This is a genomic window from Naumannella huperziae (assembly GCF_054073625.1).
Window position 1 is genome coordinate 2,489,525 of record NZ_JBSXPH010000001.1, and the last position, 16,944, is coordinate 2,506,468.

Annotated in this window: 11 protein-coding genes; 4 read left to right on the plus strand and 7 right to left on the minus strand. The window is 71.9% G+C overall.

Annotation, left to right across the window (positions count from 1 at the left end):
- Window positions 1-11: 11 nt before the first annotated feature.
- The 7 genes from ACXDC7_RS11810 to ACXDC7_RS11840 all read right to left on the minus strand — a co-directional run bounded on the left by ACXDC7_RS11810 (window position 12) and on the right by ACXDC7_RS11840 (window position 9,865).
- Window positions 12-836: a sulfurtransferase gene (locus ACXDC7_RS11810; RefSeq protein WP_459222255.1), complete on the minus strand. Its 825-nt coding sequence runs from the start codon at window positions 834-836 to the stop codon at window positions 12-14.
- On the minus strand, window positions 820-1,710 hold the full coding sequence (locus tag ACXDC7_RS11815) for a Gfo/Idh/MocA family protein (protein ID WP_459222256.1): 891 nt from the start codon (window positions 1,708-1,710) through the stop codon (window positions 820-822). The genes ACXDC7_RS11810 and ACXDC7_RS11815 overlap by 17 nt, the downstream gene beginning before the upstream one ends.
- A 37-nt stretch (window positions 1,711-1,747) precedes the next feature.
- The gene (locus tag ACXDC7_RS11820) at window positions 1,748-2,407 is read right to left on the minus strand and encodes a thymidine kinase (protein ID WP_459222257.1); all 660 of its coding nucleotides are present in this window, start codon (window positions 2,405-2,407) and stop codon (window positions 1,748-1,750) included.
- A 37-nt stretch (window positions 2,408-2,444) separates the two neighbouring features.
- Window positions 2,445-5,195, minus strand: a complete 2,751-nt coding sequence (locus tag ACXDC7_RS11825; RefSeq protein ID WP_459222258.1) for a glycosyl hydrolase family 95 catalytic domain-containing protein — start codon at window positions 5,193-5,195, stop codon at window positions 2,445-2,447.
- Window positions 5,196-5,317: 122 nt separating this feature from the next.
- Window positions 5,318-6,472, minus strand: coding sequence for an alkaline phosphatase family protein (locus tag ACXDC7_RS11830; protein WP_459222259.1), 1,155 nt, complete (start codon window positions 6,470-6,472; stop codon window positions 5,318-5,320).
- Entirely contained in the window at window positions 6,469-7,113 is a 645-nt protein-coding gene (locus ACXDC7_RS11835; protein WP_179446200.1) for a DUF5998 family protein, read from the minus strand. The genes ACXDC7_RS11830 and ACXDC7_RS11835 overlap by 4 nt, the downstream gene beginning before the upstream one ends.
- Window positions 7,114-7,168: 55 nt before the next feature.
- Window positions 7,169-9,865 (minus strand): GNAT family N-acetyltransferase, encoded by a 2,697-nt coding sequence (locus ACXDC7_RS11840; RefSeq protein WP_459222260.1) that lies wholly within the window; start codon window positions 9,863-9,865, stop codon window positions 7,169-7,171.
- Window positions 9,866-9,972: 107 nt separating this feature from the next.
- Between ACXDC7_RS11840 and ACXDC7_RS11845 the strand changes: the two genes are divergently transcribed.
- From ACXDC7_RS11845 to ACXDC7_RS11860, 4 genes are all read left to right on the plus strand, one after another.
- On the plus strand, window positions 9,973-11,487 hold the full coding sequence (locus ACXDC7_RS11845) for a hypothetical protein (RefSeq protein ID WP_459222261.1): 1,515 nt from the start codon (window positions 9,973-9,975) through the stop codon (window positions 11,485-11,487).
- 85 nt (window positions 11,488-11,572) lie between these two features.
- Window positions 11,573-12,604, plus strand: a complete 1,032-nt coding sequence (locus ACXDC7_RS11850; RefSeq protein WP_459222262.1) for an App1 family protein — start codon at window positions 11,573-11,575, stop codon at window positions 12,602-12,604.
- A gap of 109 nt (window positions 12,605-12,713) precedes the next feature.
- Entirely contained in the window at window positions 12,714-15,158 is a 2,445-nt protein-coding gene (locus ACXDC7_RS11855; protein WP_459222263.1) for a DNA gyrase/topoisomerase IV subunit A, read from the plus strand.
- Window positions 15,159-15,221: 63 nt separating this feature from the next.
- The gene (locus ACXDC7_RS11860; protein ID WP_459222264.1) at window positions 15,222-16,943 is read left to right on the plus strand and encodes an AMP-binding protein; all 1,722 of its coding nucleotides are present in this window, start codon (window positions 15,222-15,224) and stop codon (window positions 16,941-16,943) included.
- Window position 16,944: the final 1 nt, after the last annotated feature.

Below are 16,944 nucleotides of genomic sequence, written 5' to 3' on the forward strand. Positions count from 1 at the left end.
TCGGCGCCGCCTCACTCCCCGCCGGTGGCCACCGGACGGGCGGGATCGGCGATCCAGTCGCTCCACGACCCGGCGTAGAGGCGTACCCCCGCGATGCCGGCGAGCCGCAGCGCAGCCAGGGTGCGGGCCGCAGTGACGCCGGAACCGCAGTAGACGACGTCCCCGGGTGCCACCCTCGCCAACCGCTCGGACAGCGCTGGCTCCGGCAGGAAGCGTCCGTCCGCCTCGTGCAGTCCCGCATCGGGCAGATTCCGCGCTCCCGGCACGTGCCCGGCGACCGGATCCATCGGCTCGACCTCGCCGCGGTAACGCTCCGCCGCCCGCACGTCCCACACGTTGTGCCCCGCGGCGAGCACGCCGGCGATGTCGTCGGCCCCGACCACCTCCGGCCAGTCGTCGCCGGCCGCCGTGAAATCGCCCGGTTCGACGGGCGGCGTCTCCCCCGTCTCGATCTCGCCACCGCTCCCGACCCAGGCGGCGTACCCGCCGTCGAGCAGTGAGACGTCGAGATGACCGGCACCGGTCAACATCCACCACAGCCGCGCCGCGGCCAGCCCGTCACCGCCGTCGATCACCACGACCGGACGGTCCGCCGAGACACCGTGCGCGCGCATCGCCGCCGCGAAGTCCGCGATCCGCGGCAGCGGGTGGCGCCCGGCCCCGAGGTCGTGGTCGGTCAGTTCCGTCTCGAGATCGACGTAGCGCGATCCGGGCAGGTGGCCGGCCGCGAACTCGGCGCGACCGGGTCCGCCCGCCAGCGACCAGCGCGCATCGAGCACCTGCGGCGTCGCTGCACCGCCGAGACGGCGCCGGAGTTCGTCAGCGGTGATCAGCACGCTCGGCCTCCTCCAACAGCTCGGTGATCCGGACCCCCAGCGCGAGATCGGCCGGGTGCGGTTCGCCCGTGGCGAGGGCGCGGGCGGCGAGTGCGAATGCCTCGCTCGGTTCGGTACGCCACGGCGGCATCTCCGCGATGCCGGCGCGACCCCAGAAGCCGTTCGCATTGCCGGCGGCCGCCGGCGGCGAGAACAGCGACAGCGTGGCAACCGAGGTCGCTCCGCCACGATGCACCGCGAGCAGGTTCACCACGTCGGCGACGCCGCGATTCATGATCAACTCCTCGACATCGCCGAGCACGGTGATCATGGTGGACAGCGCGTGCGGTCCGAGATCCCACAGGGCGCCACGCTCGCGGCGCCAGGTCGATTCCGCATACGGGCTCCCCGGCTGATCGATCGCGGAGATCATCCGCAGCCAGCCGCCGGACCAGCCACCGGTGGCGGCGAGTTCGTCGAGCCAGGCCCGCTGTTCGGGCAGGAACAGCCGGGTGAAGAAGACGAGGGCGCGCACGCCGGATCGCTCGACGGCGTCGGCCACCGCGCGGGCGTCGGCGGCGCTCAGCGCGACCGGTTTGTCGAGCAGCAGATGCCTGCCCGCCTCGGCCGCCCGCACCGCAAGGCCCGCCTGGACGTCGGGCGGTACGGCGATGGCCACCGCGTCCACGTCGGCGAGCAACCCGTCCAGGTCGGGGTAGCTGCGAACCCCCAGATCCGCCGCCAGCGCCGTGGCACGTTCCGGGTTGCGGCCCCAGACGCCGGCGAAGTCCACCTCGGGGGCCGCGGCCAGGCCCGCCGCGTGTGTTTCCCGCGCCCAGTGCCCGGTGCCGATCAGGCCGACCCGCAGGCGCTTCGGCGTACCCAACTCAGTCATGGCGACACCCTGTCATGCCGGTTCCGCCCCGACACCCTCAGTCCTCGCCGAACGGCAGCGGTTCGGGGCTCAGCGTGGCCTGCGCGACCGCGCGGGTCATCCGGCGCCGATGGTGCTGGCGGCACAGCACCTCGTAACTGAGCACCTGATCGCCGACCGCGGTCGGCTCCTCGGTGTCGCCGACCACCACCTGACTGCCCTCGGTGACCATCCGCCCGTCGACCACCCGCGCGTTGTGGGTGGCGCGGCGCCCGCACCAGCACAACGGCTGGACCTGCAGGGTCTCCACCCGGTCGGCGAGCTCGACCAGCCGCCGCGATCCCGGGAACATCCGGGTCTGGAAGTCGGTCAGGATGCCGAAGGCGAACACGTCGAGCTGCAGATCGTCCACCACCCGGGCCAGTTGGTCGATCTGCTCGGCCGAGTAGAACTGGCACTCGTCGCAGACCAGGAAGTCCAGGCGCTGACCGGATGTCAGCGCCGACACGACGTGGCGGAAGAAGTCGAACCCCGGGCCGACCTCGCGGGCCGGGCTGGCCAGCCCGAGACGCGACGACACGAGCGACTCCCCCGCCCGGTCGTGGCTGGTGAACAGCTCGCCCGCCCGCCCGGCGACCCGCTGCGTGTGATGTACCTGCAGCGCCAGGGTCGACTTGCCGCAGTCCATCGGGCCGGTGAAGAAGACGAGTTCTGCCACGTGGGCCCATTCTGCCGTCTCCCGCACCGCTGGGCTCTCAACGCCGCGGGGTCACCTGCCGCTCGGCGCCGTTCACCCGAACCGTGACCGGCGAGGCGTCCGCGGCCCGGTCGGCGGTCACCGTGAAGTCGGTCACCCGACCGCCTCGCCACGTGCAGTCCACGCGATGGCCGCCGCGCGCCCGCAGTCCGCGGAACGAGCCGTCGGCCCAGGCCTTCGGCAGTGCCGGGAGCAGCTCGATCACTCCCGTGTGGCTCTGCAGCAACATCTCCGGGATCGCGCCGGTGATGCCGAGATTGCCGTCGATCTGGAACGGCGGGTGGGTGCAGAAGAAGTTCGACAAGGTGTTGAACCGCAACAGGCCCCGGATCATGGTGCGGGCCTTCTCCGCCTGGCGCAGCCGGGCGAACAGCGCGACCCGCCATGGCCAGGTCCACGATCGCCGGCTGTCTCCGGTGACCGAGTCCTCGGTGAACGGCTGTCCCTCGCGTACGCCACAGCGCGCATCGAGCGAGACCAGGGCCGCGGCGGCCAGCTCCGGAGTCGTGTCCGGGGTGATCTGGCGACCGGGGTAGACCGCGAAGAGGTGCGAGGTGTGCCGATGCACGTCGGCCGGATCGTCACGGTCGGTCTGCCACTCCTGCAACTGTCCCCAACGGCCGATCTTGTTCGGCGCCAGCTTCTCCTGCAGCTTCGCCACCCGCGCCCGGTAGTCGGGATCCAGACCGAGGACCTCCGACGCCTCGCGGTAGTTCTGGAACAGGTCCCAGATGATCTGCTGGTCATACATCACCCCGTCCTCGCGCGGGCCGTGCTCGGGCGACCAGCCGTCCGGGGCGTACAGCAGACCGTCGTCCTTGGTGATCAGGCGGTCCTCCCAGAATTCGCAGACCTCCTTGAGCAGCGGGTACGCCAGGTCGCGCAGGTAGGCCTCGTCGCGGCCGAACGCATAGTGCTCCCACAGGTGCTGGGCGTACCAGGCGCTGGCCACGGTGTTCCACTCCCAGGAGTTGCCGCCGAAGATGCTCTGCGAGGTCCGGGCCGTCCAGCCGCGAACCTCCCCGAAGGCATTGCGGGTCGCGACCCGGCTCGGCACGGCCACCTGGCGGATGTACTCGACAAGCGCGACGTGGCTGTCCGCCAGCGCCGTGGTCTCCGCGCCCCAGTAGTTCATCTGCAGATTGATGTTGGTGTGGTAGTCCGATGCCCACGGCGGCTCGTTGCTGTTGTTCCACAGGCCCTGCAGATTGGCGGGCAGGCCGCCGGGCTGCGAGCTCGAACCGAGCAGGTAACGGCCGTAGCCGAACAACTGCTGCTCCAGGGCCGGGTCGTCCTCACCGTCGTCGTAGCGGGCCAGTCGCACATCGGTCGGCTGGGCGAGGACCTCGTCGGCCGTGCTGCCCCAGTCCACGGCGACCCGCTCTGCGCGTTCGGTCGCCTCCTCGGCGTGCTCTGCCCACAATTCGTCGAACGTGCGGCCGGCCAGGTCGGTGAGCGCGGCGTCAATCCGTGGGAGCGGGTCCTCCCCGCGCCAGTCGTCGGCCGCGCTCATCCGGTAGTTGGTGCGGGCATCCAGCAGCAGCGTGACGGTGGTTGCGCCGGCCAGTCGCAGTCGGTCGCGATCGGCGCTCACGGTCCCGTCGGTGTCGGTGATCTGGATCCGGCAGGCGAACTTCAGTTCGTTGGCCATCTCCCCCGCGAAGCCGAGCGCGCGGGCGTCGGCATCGGCGGCGGTCTCGGCGCCCTGGGCGGAGGAGAGCGCGAACACGGCGTCGAGCGCGCCTGCGGTGTCGGTGCGATAGCGCAGTACCAGGACATCGGCCGGCCGGCTCGCGAAACACTCCCGGATCACGGTTGCCTTCGACGTCCGGAACGCCGTGGTCTGTACGGCGGCCCGCGGGTCGAGGCTGCGGCGGTAGTCGCCGAAGACCACCGCCGTGGCGGAGTCGATCCCGTCACCGGTCAGCCCGATGCCGGCGAGCTCGAGGCGCTGGCTGCGAGGCTCGGTGGTGAACACGAAGCGGTAGCTGCGGTACGCCCTCGGCTGCGCGACGGTGAACTCGACCGCCTCGCCGCGGTCGGCAAGGGCGCCGGCGCGTTCGTCGAGCACCGTCCAGGCGTACCCGTCGGCCGAGCCCTCCAGACGCCAGCCGACCGGGTCGAACCGCGACCGACCGCGCACGGTGCCCGGCGTGAGCGAGTAGCGGCGCACCGTCGCCGTGGCCTGCAGATCGACCTGCCAGATCACCTCGGGCGCCCGGGCCGGGCGCCACAGCGTCTTGGTGCCACCGGTCAGGGCGCGCAACGGGTCGGCGTGACCGGAGCTGATCACGCCCGGCGTGCGCACGAACAGCCGCGCGGCGCCCGACTCGGCTCCGAACCGGGCGGTGAACTCGCCGAAGTCTCGATAGCAACCGAACCCACGCACGCTGAGGTCGAAGGCGGAGTCGGGCTGGCCGGCGAGCGCATTGTCGTAATTGTTCAGCCCGCCCCACAGGCTCTGCTCGTTGAACTGCATCCGCTCGTTCGCGGGGTCACCGAACAGCATGGCGCCGAGTCGCGCATTGCCGATGGGCAGCGCCTCGGACTGCCAGTCGAGCCCCGGTCGCGCGTACCACAGCGCACCTTCGGGCACGGCCGGTAGCTTGCCCGCGGCCAGCGGGCCGGTGGGCGAGGGTGCGGCGTGGGCCGGTAGGACGCGCAGCGCCGGCGCGGCCGCCGAGACGAGGACGAATGCCCCGCCGGCCTGTAGCAGTCGACGGCGGGTGGGGTCGTGGGGACGAGACATCAGACACTCCCGGGGGGATCATGCGGGGACTGGGGCCATCTGCGGACTCGTCGGCGGACGACGCTGACCGCTGGGCCAATCCTCCCACAAAAAGATCGGATGTCTAGGGCACGCCGGCGCTGTCAGGGCTGCAGCAGCGGCACCAGCATCTCGGCCGCGGTCAGCGAGCCGTGCATCCCGACCAGACCGAACTCGCCCGGCATCTCGCGGGTCATCACCGCCCAGTTGCCCGCCATCGCCACCAGCACGTCACCGAAGCGCGCCGCCACTCGCGGGTCGAGCTCGCCCAGCCAGCCGTCCTCGACGGCCTCGTCGCGGGTGCGTACCCAGGCGCGTTCGCCCAATCGGCGCGCCCAGCGCTCCCCCACCTCGACCGCGGAGACACCCTGGTCGAGATAGATCTGGCGAAACCGGCCCTCGCCGGCCAGCCGGTGCACCCCGTCGAGCAGGCCGGGCTCATCCTGGACCAGCAGCCGGTTCTCCGCCGGCACGTCGACCATCCCGTGATCTCCGGTGATGATCAGACGCACGTCCTCGGGAAGCTCGGCCCGCAGCCACGAGGCCCAGCGATCGATCCGGATCAGGCACTCCAGCCACTCCTCGGACTGCCAACCGTAGGCATGCCCGCAATGATCGAGCTCGCGTTCGTAGGCATAGACCAAGGTCTGCGGGGCCCGGGTCGCGGCGGCGGCCACGGCCTCGATCCGCTGCGCGGAGTCCGCGTCCTCGGCGACGCCGACGAAATCGCCGCCGCGCAGGCCCGCAACGGTGAGCACGCTGTTCTCGAACCTGCTCGGCAGCACCGAGGAGACGGCGACCCCGGAGGCCGCGAGGCGCTGCAACTCCGTCTCGCGCGGCTGCAGTTCCAACGGGCCGAGCGCCGACTCCCAGAACAGCGGCGCGACGACCTCGCGCTCCTCGGGCAGCCAGAAGGTGAATCCGGCAACGCCGTGCTCGCCCGGCGGCAGGCCCGTGCCGAGGCTGGTCAGGCTGGTCACCGTCGTGCTGGGCACCGCCGCGGTGATCACCTGGCCCCCGCGACGCAGCGCGCCGGCGAGGAATGGTGCACGCGAGGCGACCTGTTCGAGCTGTTCGGTGCCGAGCCCGTCGATCAGCAGCACCACGAAGCGCTCGCCCGGACCGATCCCGACCCGATCCTCGCCGCCGTGGCCGAGTTGGTGGGCGATGCTGGGCAGCAGATCCGCGAGGGTACGCGTGCCGTAGTGCGGGACCACGGGCAGCTCGGTCGGGACGGAGGTTGTCTCGTCGCGGCTCACCGGGTGGCCGACCCCCCGAGGCCCCCGGATTGTTCGACCGGGCCGGAGACGGAGCGCACGCCGCCGACCCCGGTCCGCTGCTGCAGCAGGGTGCCCAGGTGGATCAGATCGTTGACCGGGCCCTGACCGTCGGCGGCGACACTCATCCGCACCATCAGGTCCTCCGTCGTCGAGGTGCCGGTGTAGCCGTGGTCGGCCTCGCAGTTCGGGTCCGAGCAGCCGGCCGGTTCGAGGTCGATCCGGTTCATCACGCCCCAGCCCACGGTCAGCCAGGCCTCGGCCGTGGAGGCGCCGGGACGATAGCTCTCCGGAGCGGTGACCACGCGCGTCACGGTGACGCTGCCGATCCGGTCCAGCCGCACCGACTCCGTCGAGGAGGCGGCCTGCGCATTCGGGCCCTCACCGGGCTGCTCGTCGGTGTGACCCACCAACAACCGCGTGGGCGTCAGCACCAGGATGGTCAGGTGGCGCCGGATCTCGTCGCGGTTGAAGGTCGGCTCGTGGTGCACCACGAACGCATCGATCGGTTCGTCACCGAGGGCCAGCAGCACCGTGTCCTCGACGAGATCGGGGAAGTACCCGCAGGCGTCGATCTCGGCGCGCAGGGCGGCCCGGGATCCGGCTCGTTGCAACGAAGTCACCGATCCATTCTCACACGCTCGGCGCCCGGTCACTGGCCGCGCCCCGGTCCGGGCCTCAGCCGAGGCGCCGGGACCGGGCGTCGCGTTCGTCGGCCGTCGGCGCGAGGGTGATCCGCGCGCCGGCGACGGCGACCTGGTGGGTCGAGGCGATCACCGGGCTCAGGGTGCACTGCGCGACCTGCGGCAGATCCGCGGCCAACTGGGCCAACCGGTGCAGCACGTCCTCCACCCCCGCGACGTCGACGCCGGCCGCCCCGTGCCGGCCGAACAGCACCGGCGCCGCCCGCAGGTCGCGGACCATCGCCCGCGCATCCTGGGTGGTCAGCGGCGGTACGCGATAGCTGGTGTCGCCGAGCAGCTCCTCGGCGATGCCCGCAACGCCGACCGAGATGATCGGCCCGAACGAGGGATCCTCGCGGCTCCGCAGCACCAGCGAGGTGCCCGGGGGCATCATCGCCTGGACGACCGGCCGGGCGATCTCGGTCCAGTCCGGCGCGCCCTCGGCGGCGTCGGTGGTGACCAACTGGGCGGTGACTTTCGCCAGGTCGCGCCAGGCCTCGGCCATCTCGTCGGGGTCATCGATGTTGCGATGGACGGCGGCGAGGTCGCGCTGCCCGCGGACGGCGGGCGAGGACGCCTTCAACACCACGCTCCAGCCGAGGTCGCGGGCGCGCTCGTCGGCGTCGGCGAGCGAGGAGACCGGGTAGCTCGGCACCGGGTTGATCCCATAGGCCCGCAGGATCGCGGTCGCCTCCTCCGGGGTGCACTCGCGCCCGTCGGGCGCCTCGCGCAGCACCGCCGAGATGACCCGGCGAGCGGCGGGCACGTCGTGATCGAGCAGCGGCACCGCGCCCGCGTCGCGGTCGCGCCAGCGGGCGTACGCCGTGGCCGCCGCGAGCCCGGCGAGCGCGTCGACATAGCTGCTGAACACCGGCAGTTGTCCGCGGCCGTCCGGCCGGTCATCGGCGGGGACGCTCTCGTCGAAGTCGACGAAGACGCCGAGCAGCGGCTTGTCGGTCCGCCCGGCCAGGCCGCCCAGGGCCTCTCGCACCCCGCCGCCGAGCACCCCGAACGGATCGACCGTGGCGACCAGCACGGCATCGCTGTCCTCGGCGCCCAGCGCCTGTTCCGCCGCGTCGACATAACCCTGCGGCGTGGTGTCGCGCGGCACCAGCACCGGATCGTCGGCGATCAGGCCCGACCGCTCGGCGAACCGTCCCATGTGCCGCAGCAGCGAGGGCGAGTTGCTGATCAGGCGTACCCGCTCACCGCGCGGGAGCGGCTGCCGGGCGAGGATCAGGGCGACGGCGAGCATCTGGTCGCGCCGCTCGGAGACGATCACTCCGGACTGTCGGAACAGCGCATCGATCGCCTCCGAGGGAGCGGCGGCGAGGCCACCGCGGGCGCCCTCGTGACTGGCCCGCTGGGACCGTCCCGGCGCGAACAGCACCACCGGCTTGCGCCGGGCGAGCCGGCGCACGATCCGGGAGAACTTGCGCGGGTTGCCGATCCGGTCCACCGACAACACGCAGACCGCCGTGTCGTCGTCGTCCTGCCAGTACTGCATCACGTCGTTGACCGAGACATCGGCATAGATGCCGGAGCTGAAGAAGGTCGAGATGCCGACGCCGTCACGGTGGGCGGCGGTGAGCAGGGTGACCGCGATCGGCGAGGACTGGGTGAGCAGCCCGATGGCGCCGGGCCGCGGGGCGGGTGCGGGGCTCGCGTTCATCCGGACGGCGGGGTCGGTGTTGATCAGGCCGAGCGCGTCCGGACCGAGCATCCGCAGTCCGTAGGAGCGGGCCATGCCGACCAGGTCCTCGGCGAAGTCGCGCGGCCGGGTCCGCGGGTCGGGATCGCCGCCGGTCAGCACCACCACCCCGTGGGCCTTGTGGTACGCCGCATCGAGCAGCAGCGCCCGGACCTTCGCCGCGGGCGCACAGACCACGACGAGATCGATCTCCCCTTCGATGTCGGCCATCGATGCCGCGCGGGTGACCGTGCCCGCCGCCGGCAGGTCCGAGCCGACCATGATCACCTCGCCGGTGTATCCGGATCCGGCGAGCTGGCGCTCCAGCAGCGCGATCCGGTCGGGTACGCCGACCAGCGCGAGGCGGGCCGGGCTGACCAACCGGCGTACCGATGCCGCCTCGGCCCGGTGTTCGCGCCGCTCCATCACCCCGACCGCGGTGTCCGTGGCGAGGATGGGGAACTCGACCATGATCACGCCGTCGTCGAACTCCTTGTGCACGTGATAGCCCGCATCGGCGAAGACCTGCGCCATCCGCCGGTTCTGCGGCAGGACCTCGGCGACGAACCGGCCGATCCCGCGCTGCCGCGCGGCAACGGCCAGGTGTTCCAGCAACAGTTGCCCGATGCCGCGGCCCTGCTGGGAGTCCTCGACCAGAAAGGCCACCTCGGCCTCGTCCGGCCCGATCCGGTCGAACCGGCCGACGGCAAGCATCCGCTGCGTACCGTCCGGATTCGCCACCGTGATGATCAACGCGACGCGATCGACGTGGTCGACCGTGGTGAACCGCTGCACATCTGATTCCGACAGCACCGGATACGGCGCGAAGAACCGCAGGTACTTCGACTCGGGCGAGACCCGCGCATAGAACTCCACCAACAACCCGGCATCGGCCGGGGTGATCGGGCGCAGATGGGCGACGGCCCCGTCCGACAGCAGGACATCGGCCTCCCACTCGCGCGGATACGCTCCCTCGGCTGGCTCCGGCCGTGGTGTCGTCACGGCGCAAGCGTACGGGCTGGCCGCCCCGGGGCAGCAGATCCCCGCGCGGCGTCGCCGGCCGCTTCACCTTGTCGCACGCCCGACTGCGGCCGCGTAGGCTGCCCGCCGTGTTCACCCGGCTCCACCCGTCGCGCTGGTGGCTGCCCGTGCTCGGCGCGGTGCTCGGCGGCGCCGCGTTCTGGCTCGTCCGCGACAGCCTCGGCGACGACATCTACATCACGCTGTCCTACGCGCGGAACCTCGCGGTGCGCGGCGAGTGGGGCCTGGTGCCCGGCATCACGGCCAACTCGGCCACCTCGCCGCTGAACGTGTTGACCCTCGCCGCGCTGACCCGGGCGTCGCTGCTCAGCGGCGCGCCGCACGCGGTCGCGGCCCTCGGCGCCCAGTCGGTGCTGGCCGGCGCACTGCTGGGCTGGGCCTGGTCGCGGCTGGTGCGCGCGGCGAGGATGCCCGGCTGGGTCGGCGCGGTCGGCCTGGTCGGCGCGGCCACCAATCCCTATGTGGTGTCCTCGCTCGGCCTGGAGGTGCTGCTGATCCCGACGGCGCTCGCCTGGCTGGTGGTCGCGGCGGTCGAGCGGCGCCCCGTGCTCTACGGCATCGTCGCGGGCCTCGCGGTGCTGGTCCGGCTCGATCTGATCGTCTTCGTGCTGGTGATCGCCGTGGCGGCGGGCGCGATCCGGCGCCGGCTGTGGCTCTCGGCGGCGGTGGGGGTCGCGGTCACCGTGCCGTGGTTTGCCTACAGTTGGGTCGCGCTCGGTTCGTTCATCCCCGACACGCTGGTGATCAAGCAGGCCCAGCGCGGGCTGTTCGGCGAGTGGACCTTCACGACCGGGCTGGTCCGCCACTTCCATTCCGATCCGGTGCGGGTCGTGGTCGCGGTGGCGATCGCCGCGCTGGGCATCACGTTGACGCTCGCGTGGTTCGGGGTGCGGTTCGCCCGGCGCTGGGACTCCTTCGGCGTACCGTCGGCCTTCGCGGCGCTGGGCTGCGGCGCGATCGGCTACTACGTGGCGTATTCGCTGCTCGGCGTCGGCCCGTACTCGTGGTACTACGTCGCGCCGATCACCGGGCTGACCATGGCGGCGGTGCTGCTGCTCGGCCGGTGGTACGCCCTGGCGCGCGGCAGCGACGATCTCTCGGTCCGGGTGCCGCTGGCCGCCCTGTGCGCGTGCGCGGTGCTCGCCGCGGCGGGCATCGCGATCGACGTTCGGCCGGGCGTACCGTGGCCGTCGTCGCGGGTCACCGGCAACTGGGCATCGGCGGCCGAGTACGCGCGGATCGGCCGCGCCGTCGGCGAGCGGGTCGGCGACGCCGGGGTGAGCGGGCCCGGCGAGATCGGCACCCTCAGCTACTTCTGCGAGTGCCGGATCTATGACCGCTTCTCCGACCGCGGCCGCACGGCGCAGACCATCCGCGAGCGGCTGGCGGGCGCCGGCACGGTCGAGCGGGCGCTGCTGGAGTTCAACTACCGCTGGCTCGACCTCGACCAGCAGCCGCGGCCGACCGAGTTCATGCTGCGCTATGCCAGCGACCACGCCAAGGGCCCCGACGTGTGGAACGTGTCGGAGTCCACCCGCGGCGATGGGCACTTCGCGCTGGTCCGCGCCGACGAGGCCCGATGATCACCGCGGGGATCACCGCGGCAGGAGCCGGTCGGGCTCCGGGTCCGGGCAAGTGCACAGGGCGCAATTGAGTAGGGTCGGGGCCATGTCGACGAACAGGCCGTTCTTCGCGGCCCGGATCGAGGACGCTCTGACGCGCCTGGTTGGCCGGCTCGTCCGCAACCTCGGCTGGCGGGAGCGGGTGATCGGCTACATCAGCTACGGCAGCCCCGACTTCGTCCGGATCCTGTGCCGGGTGGTGCTCAGCCCCGATCCGCGCAAGCACGGTCAGCTTGCCGAGGCGCTGCTGAACCGCCGCGGGTGGCGCAACTTCATCACCGCCCCGGCCGAGTTCGCCCCGATCGAGGTACGCATCGGCGACACCACCTGGCAGGGGCGTTCCGGCCGCGGCGGGTTCGTCGACGTGCGCCTGGCCCACCGCGGCCTGACCCCCGGCTGGCACCGGGCGATGATCCGCCCGACCGGCGGCGACGAGGTCGAGGTCCCGCTGTTGATCATCGACCCGACCGACGACTTCGGGATCGTCAGCGACATCGACGACACGGTGATCTCGACCTCGCTCCCGCGCCCCCTGCTCGCGGCGTGGAACACCTTCGTGCTGCACGAGACCGCCCGGCAGTCGGTGCCGGGGATGGCCGAGCTCTACCGTCGCCTGCTGGCCGACCATCCGGGCTCGCCGATCTTCTATCTGTCCACCGGCGCTTGGAATGTGGCGCCGACCCTGGTCCGTTTCCTCAAGCACCATCGGTTCCCGCTCGGGCCGTTGCTGCTCACCGACTGGGGGCCGACCAACACCGGCTGGTTCCGCAGCGGTCGCGAGCACAAGGAACGAATGCTCGCCCGGCTCGCCGAGGAGTTCCCCAATGTCGCCTGGCTGCTGGTCGGCGACGACGGGCAGCACGACCCGAGCATCTACGGCGGCTTCGCCCAGGCCAATCCCGACCGGGTGCGCGCGATCGCGATCCGCCAGTTGACGCCGGGCGAGCAGGTGCTCGCCCACGGCACCCCGGTCGGCCTGGAGGATCCGCCGGTCGCGGGTGACACGCCGGAGGTGCGCGGGCCGGACGGGGCCGCGCTCGGCCGCGCCCTCGGGGCGCGGGTCGCCGAGCACGCCTGATCGGCCGCGACACGCGCGGCACGGTCCGGGGTCAGCCCGCCCGCGCGCGAGAGAATCGCTTGGTTCGCCCGCAGGGCGTACCGAAGCTGAGGAAGGAGCACCCGCGCCGATGGCCCGGAAGAAGACGCCGACCGTGGAGGACGACTTCACCGAACGGATCCTCGATGTCGACGTCTCCTCGGAGATGCAGACGAGCTTCCTCGAGTACGCCTACTCGGTGATCTATGCGCGGGCCCTGCCGGATGCGCGCGACGGGTTGAAGCCGGTGCAGCGACGGATCCTGTACTCGATGGACGAGATGGGCCTGCGCCCGGACCGCGGGCACGTCAAGTGCGCCCGCGTCGTGGGCGAGGTGATGGGCAAGCTCCACCCGCACAGCGATGTCGCGATCTATGACGCGCTGGTCCGGATCGCCCAGCCGTGGGTGATGCGGCTGCCGCTGGTGGACCCGCACGGCAACTTCGGCTCCCCCGACGCCGGCCCCGCCGCCATGCGCTACACCGAGTGCCGGATGGCCACCTCCGCGCAGGCGATGACGGCCGAGCTCGACCAGGACACCGTCGACTTCCGGCCGAACTACGACGGCAAGGACTCCGAGCCGGTCGTGCTGCCCGCCGCGATCCCGAATCTGCTGGTGAACGGCGCCGCCGGGATCGCCGTCGGGATGGCGACCAACATGCCGCCGCACAATCTGGTCGAGGTGGTGCAGGCGTTGCGGCACCTGCTGAAGCACCCGAATGCCCAGCTCGACACGCTGATGCGGTTCGTGCCCGGCCCCGATCTGCCGTCCGGCGGCAAGATCATCGGGCTGGACGGGATCGCCGACGCCTATGCCACGGGCCGCGGCAGCTTCCGGATCCGGGCCAGCGCCCGGATCGAGCAGACCTCCCCGCGCCGCAAGGGGATCGTGATCAACGAGCTGCCCTACGGGGTGGGCGCGGAGAAGATCATCGAACAGATCAAGGCGCTGGTGCAGTCGAAGAAGCTGCAGGGCATCGCCGATGTGAAGGACCTCGGAGATCTGGAGAATCCGACCCGCCTGGTGATCGAGGTGAAGAACGGCTTCAATCCCGACGCGCTGCTCGATCAGCTCTATGCCCGGACGAAGCTCGAGGACTCGTTCTCGATCAACAACGTGGCGCTGGTCGACGGGCAGCCGCGGACGCTGAGCCTGCGGGAGCTGTTGCAGATCTTCCTGGACCACCGCCTCGACGTGGTGCTGCGCAGGACCCGGTTCGCCCGGGACAAAGCGCTGGACCGGCTGCACCTGGTCGAGGGCCTGCTGATCGCGATCCTCGACATCGACGACGTGATCGCGATCATCCGCGGCGCCGACGACGCGGCCGCGGCGCGCGGGCGACTGATCGAGGTCTTCGAGCTGACCGAGACCCAGGCCAACCACATCCTCGACATGCAGTTGCGTCGACTGACCCGGTACAGCCGGATCGAGCTGGAGTCCGAGCGCGACGAGCTGCGCGCGACCATCGCCGAGCTGGGCGAGATCATCGACAACGACGACCGACTGCGTGGTGTGGTCGGCGACGAACTCGCCGAGGTCGCGAAGCGATTCGGTACGCCTCGGCGTACCGTCCTGCTGGCCTCCTCCGGCGCCCGACCGACCGCGTCCGCCGCGCCACTGGAGATTGCCGACGACCCCTGCCACGTGTTGTTGTCAGGAACCGGGCTGATCGCCCGGACGACGAATGCGGAGCCGCTCGGGCAGACCGAGACGCGGGCGGCACACGACGTGATCACCTCCATGATCACCACAACCGCCCGTGCGGATCTCGGCGTGATCACCAGCGCCGGCCGGCTGCTGCGGATGAATGCGATCGACCTGCCCACCCTGGCCGATGTGGCGGGCGCCCCGAATCTGCAGGGCGGTGCGCCGCTGGCGGAGCTGATCATGCTGGAGGCGGGCGAGCGCGCACTGGCGCTGACGACGCTGGACCCGGACGGCCCCGGGCTGGCCGTGGGCACCGCCGGCGGGGTGGTCAAGCGTGTGCTGCCCGAGGCGGTGAACAAGGACGCCTGGGAGATCATCCGGCTCGCCGACGGCGACGAGCTGGTGGGTGCGGTGCAGGTCACCGACCCCGACGCCGAGCTGGTCTTCGTCTCCTCCGACGGCCAGTTGCTGCACTACCCGGCCTCGCTGGTCCGCCCGCAGGGTCGGGCTGGCGGCGGGGTCGCCGGGATCAAGCTCGGGGCTGGCGCGCGGGCGATCTGGTTCGGTGCGGTGTCCGGTGACGACGCGGTGCTGGTCAGCATCGCCGGCGCGGCCGACGCGCTGCCGGGAACCGATGCGGGCACGGTCAAGGTCACACCGTTCGCGGAGTACCCGGGGAAGGGCCGCGCCACCGGCGGCGTGCGCTGCCACCGGTTCCTGCGCGGGGAGGACCGGCTGTTGCTCGCCTGGGCCGGCCCGGCTCCCGCCCTGGCCACCACCTCCGGCGGCTCGCCCGTGGAGCTGCCCGCCGCCGAGGGCCGCCGCGACGGCTCCGGCGTACCCGCCGCCCAGCCGGTGGCAGCGATCGGACCGGGCCGGCTTTCCTGATCGCCCTCGGGCTCGCCCGCCCGGTTACGATGACCGCACCGCGCCCCGAGCGAAGGAGCACCGATGCCCCTGCATCCCGATGTCCGCGCCGCCCGCGACTTCCTCCTGGCCAACCGCGAGGATGCCGACTCCGCCCGCGCGGGCTTCGCATGGCCCCGGCCCGAGCGCTACAACTTCGCCACCGACTGGTTCGACGGGCTGGCCGAGGAGCGTCCGGACCAGGTGGCGCTGTGGATCACCGACGGGGAGCGCGACCACAGGTTGACCTTCGCCGAACTGGCCGAGCGCTCCCGGAGTGCAGCCGCCTATCTGGCCGAGCTCGGACTCGCGGCGGGCGACCGGCTGTTGCTGGTGCTCGGCAACACGGTTCCGCTGTGGGAGGTGATGCTCGGCGCGATGCGACTCGGTGCGGTGATCATCCCCGCCACCCCGCAGCTCTCCCCTGCCGACCTCGCCGACCGGGTCGATCGCGGCCGGGCGAAGCTGATCATCGCGCATGCCTCCGACGCGGCGAAGTTCGCCGACCTGCCCGGCGATCCGGTGCGGGTCGCGGTGGCGGCCGACGGGGAGAGCGTGCCCGAGGGCTGGCGCGATCTCGCCGAGTCCTCCACCCGCGATCCGGGTTCCGCGCCCGAGCCACCCGCCCGTCGCGGCGATGATCAACTCCTGCTCTACTTCACCTCGGGCACCACGGCCCGGCCCAAGCTGGTCGAACACACCGCGACCTCCTACCCGATCGGCCACCTGACCACCATGTACTGGCTGGGCCTGCAGCCGGGCGATGTGCACCTGAACATCTCCTCCCCCGGCTGGGCCAAGCACGCCTGGTCGAATGTCTTCGCGCCGTGGCTGGCGGGAGCGACCGTGCTGATCTTCGACTACGCGCGATTCGACCCCGGCAAGCTGCTCGACGTGATCACCCGCACCGGCGTGAACACCTTCTGCGCGCCGCCGACCGTGTGGCGGATGCTGGTCCAGGCCGACCTGGGCCGGATCGATCCCACCGCCACCGGGCTTCGCGAACTGCTCAGCGCCGGCGAGCCGCTGAACCCCGAGGTGATCGAGCACGTCCGCCGGGCGTGGGGCCTGACGATTCGCGACGGCTACGGGCAGACCGAGACCACGGCCCAGGTCGCCAACCCGCCCGGTCAGCCATTGCGCGAGGGCTCGATGGGGCGGCCGCTGCCCGGCTTCGACGTGGTGCTGATCGACCCGGCGACCGGACAGGAGCGCACCGACGAGGGCGAGCTGTGTCTGCGCCTGGACCCGCGACCGCTGCCGCTGATGACCGGCTACCGCGACACCGCCGACGCCTCCAGCGACGAGCTGAACGCCGATGCCTTCGCGGGCGGGGTCTACCACACCGGCGACGTGGTCTCGATCGACGCCGACGGCTATCTGACCTATGTCGGGCGGGCCGACGACGTCTTCAAGGCCAGTGACTACCGGATCAGCCCGTTCGAACTGGAGTCGGTGCTGATCGAACACCCGGCCGTCGCCGAGGCCGCCGTCGTCCCCGCACCCGACCCGACGCGGCTCGCCGTGCCGAAGGCCCATGTGGTGCTCGCGGCCGGGCACGAGCCGAGCGCCGAGACCGCCCGCGACATCCTCGGTTATGCGCGCGAGCACCTCGCGCCCTACAAGCGGATCCGCCGGCTGGAGTTCGGCGAGCTGCCCAAGACGATCAGCGGCAAGATCCGTCGGGTCGAGCTGCGCACGGCCGCTCAGGCGAGCGGCGAGGACCGCCCCGCGGGCGAGTTCCGCGACAGCGACTTCGAGTTCTGAT

What these genes read in the sequence shown, in the direction of transcription:
- ACXDC7_RS11855 (WP_459222263.1), top strand. Translation starts at nt 12,714, where the DNA reads ATGGCCCGGAAGAAGACGCCGACCGTGGAGGACGACTTCACCGAACGG.
- ACXDC7_RS11850 (WP_459222262.1), top strand. Translation starts at nt 11,573, where the DNA reads ATGTCGACGAACAGGCCGTTCTTCGCGGCCCGGATCGAGGACGCTCTG.
- ACXDC7_RS11825 (WP_459222258.1), bottom strand. Translation starts at nt 5,195, where the DNA reads ATGTCTCGTCCCCACGACCCCACCCGCCGTCGACTGCTACAGGCCGGC.
- ACXDC7_RS11860 (WP_459222264.1), top strand. Translation starts at nt 15,222, where the DNA reads ATGCCCCTGCATCCCGATGTCCGCGCCGCCCGCGACTTCCTCCTGGCC.
- ACXDC7_RS11815 (WP_459222256.1), bottom strand. Translation starts at nt 1,710, where the DNA reads ATGACTGAGTTGGGTACGCCGAAGCGCCTGCGGGTCGGCCTGATCGGC.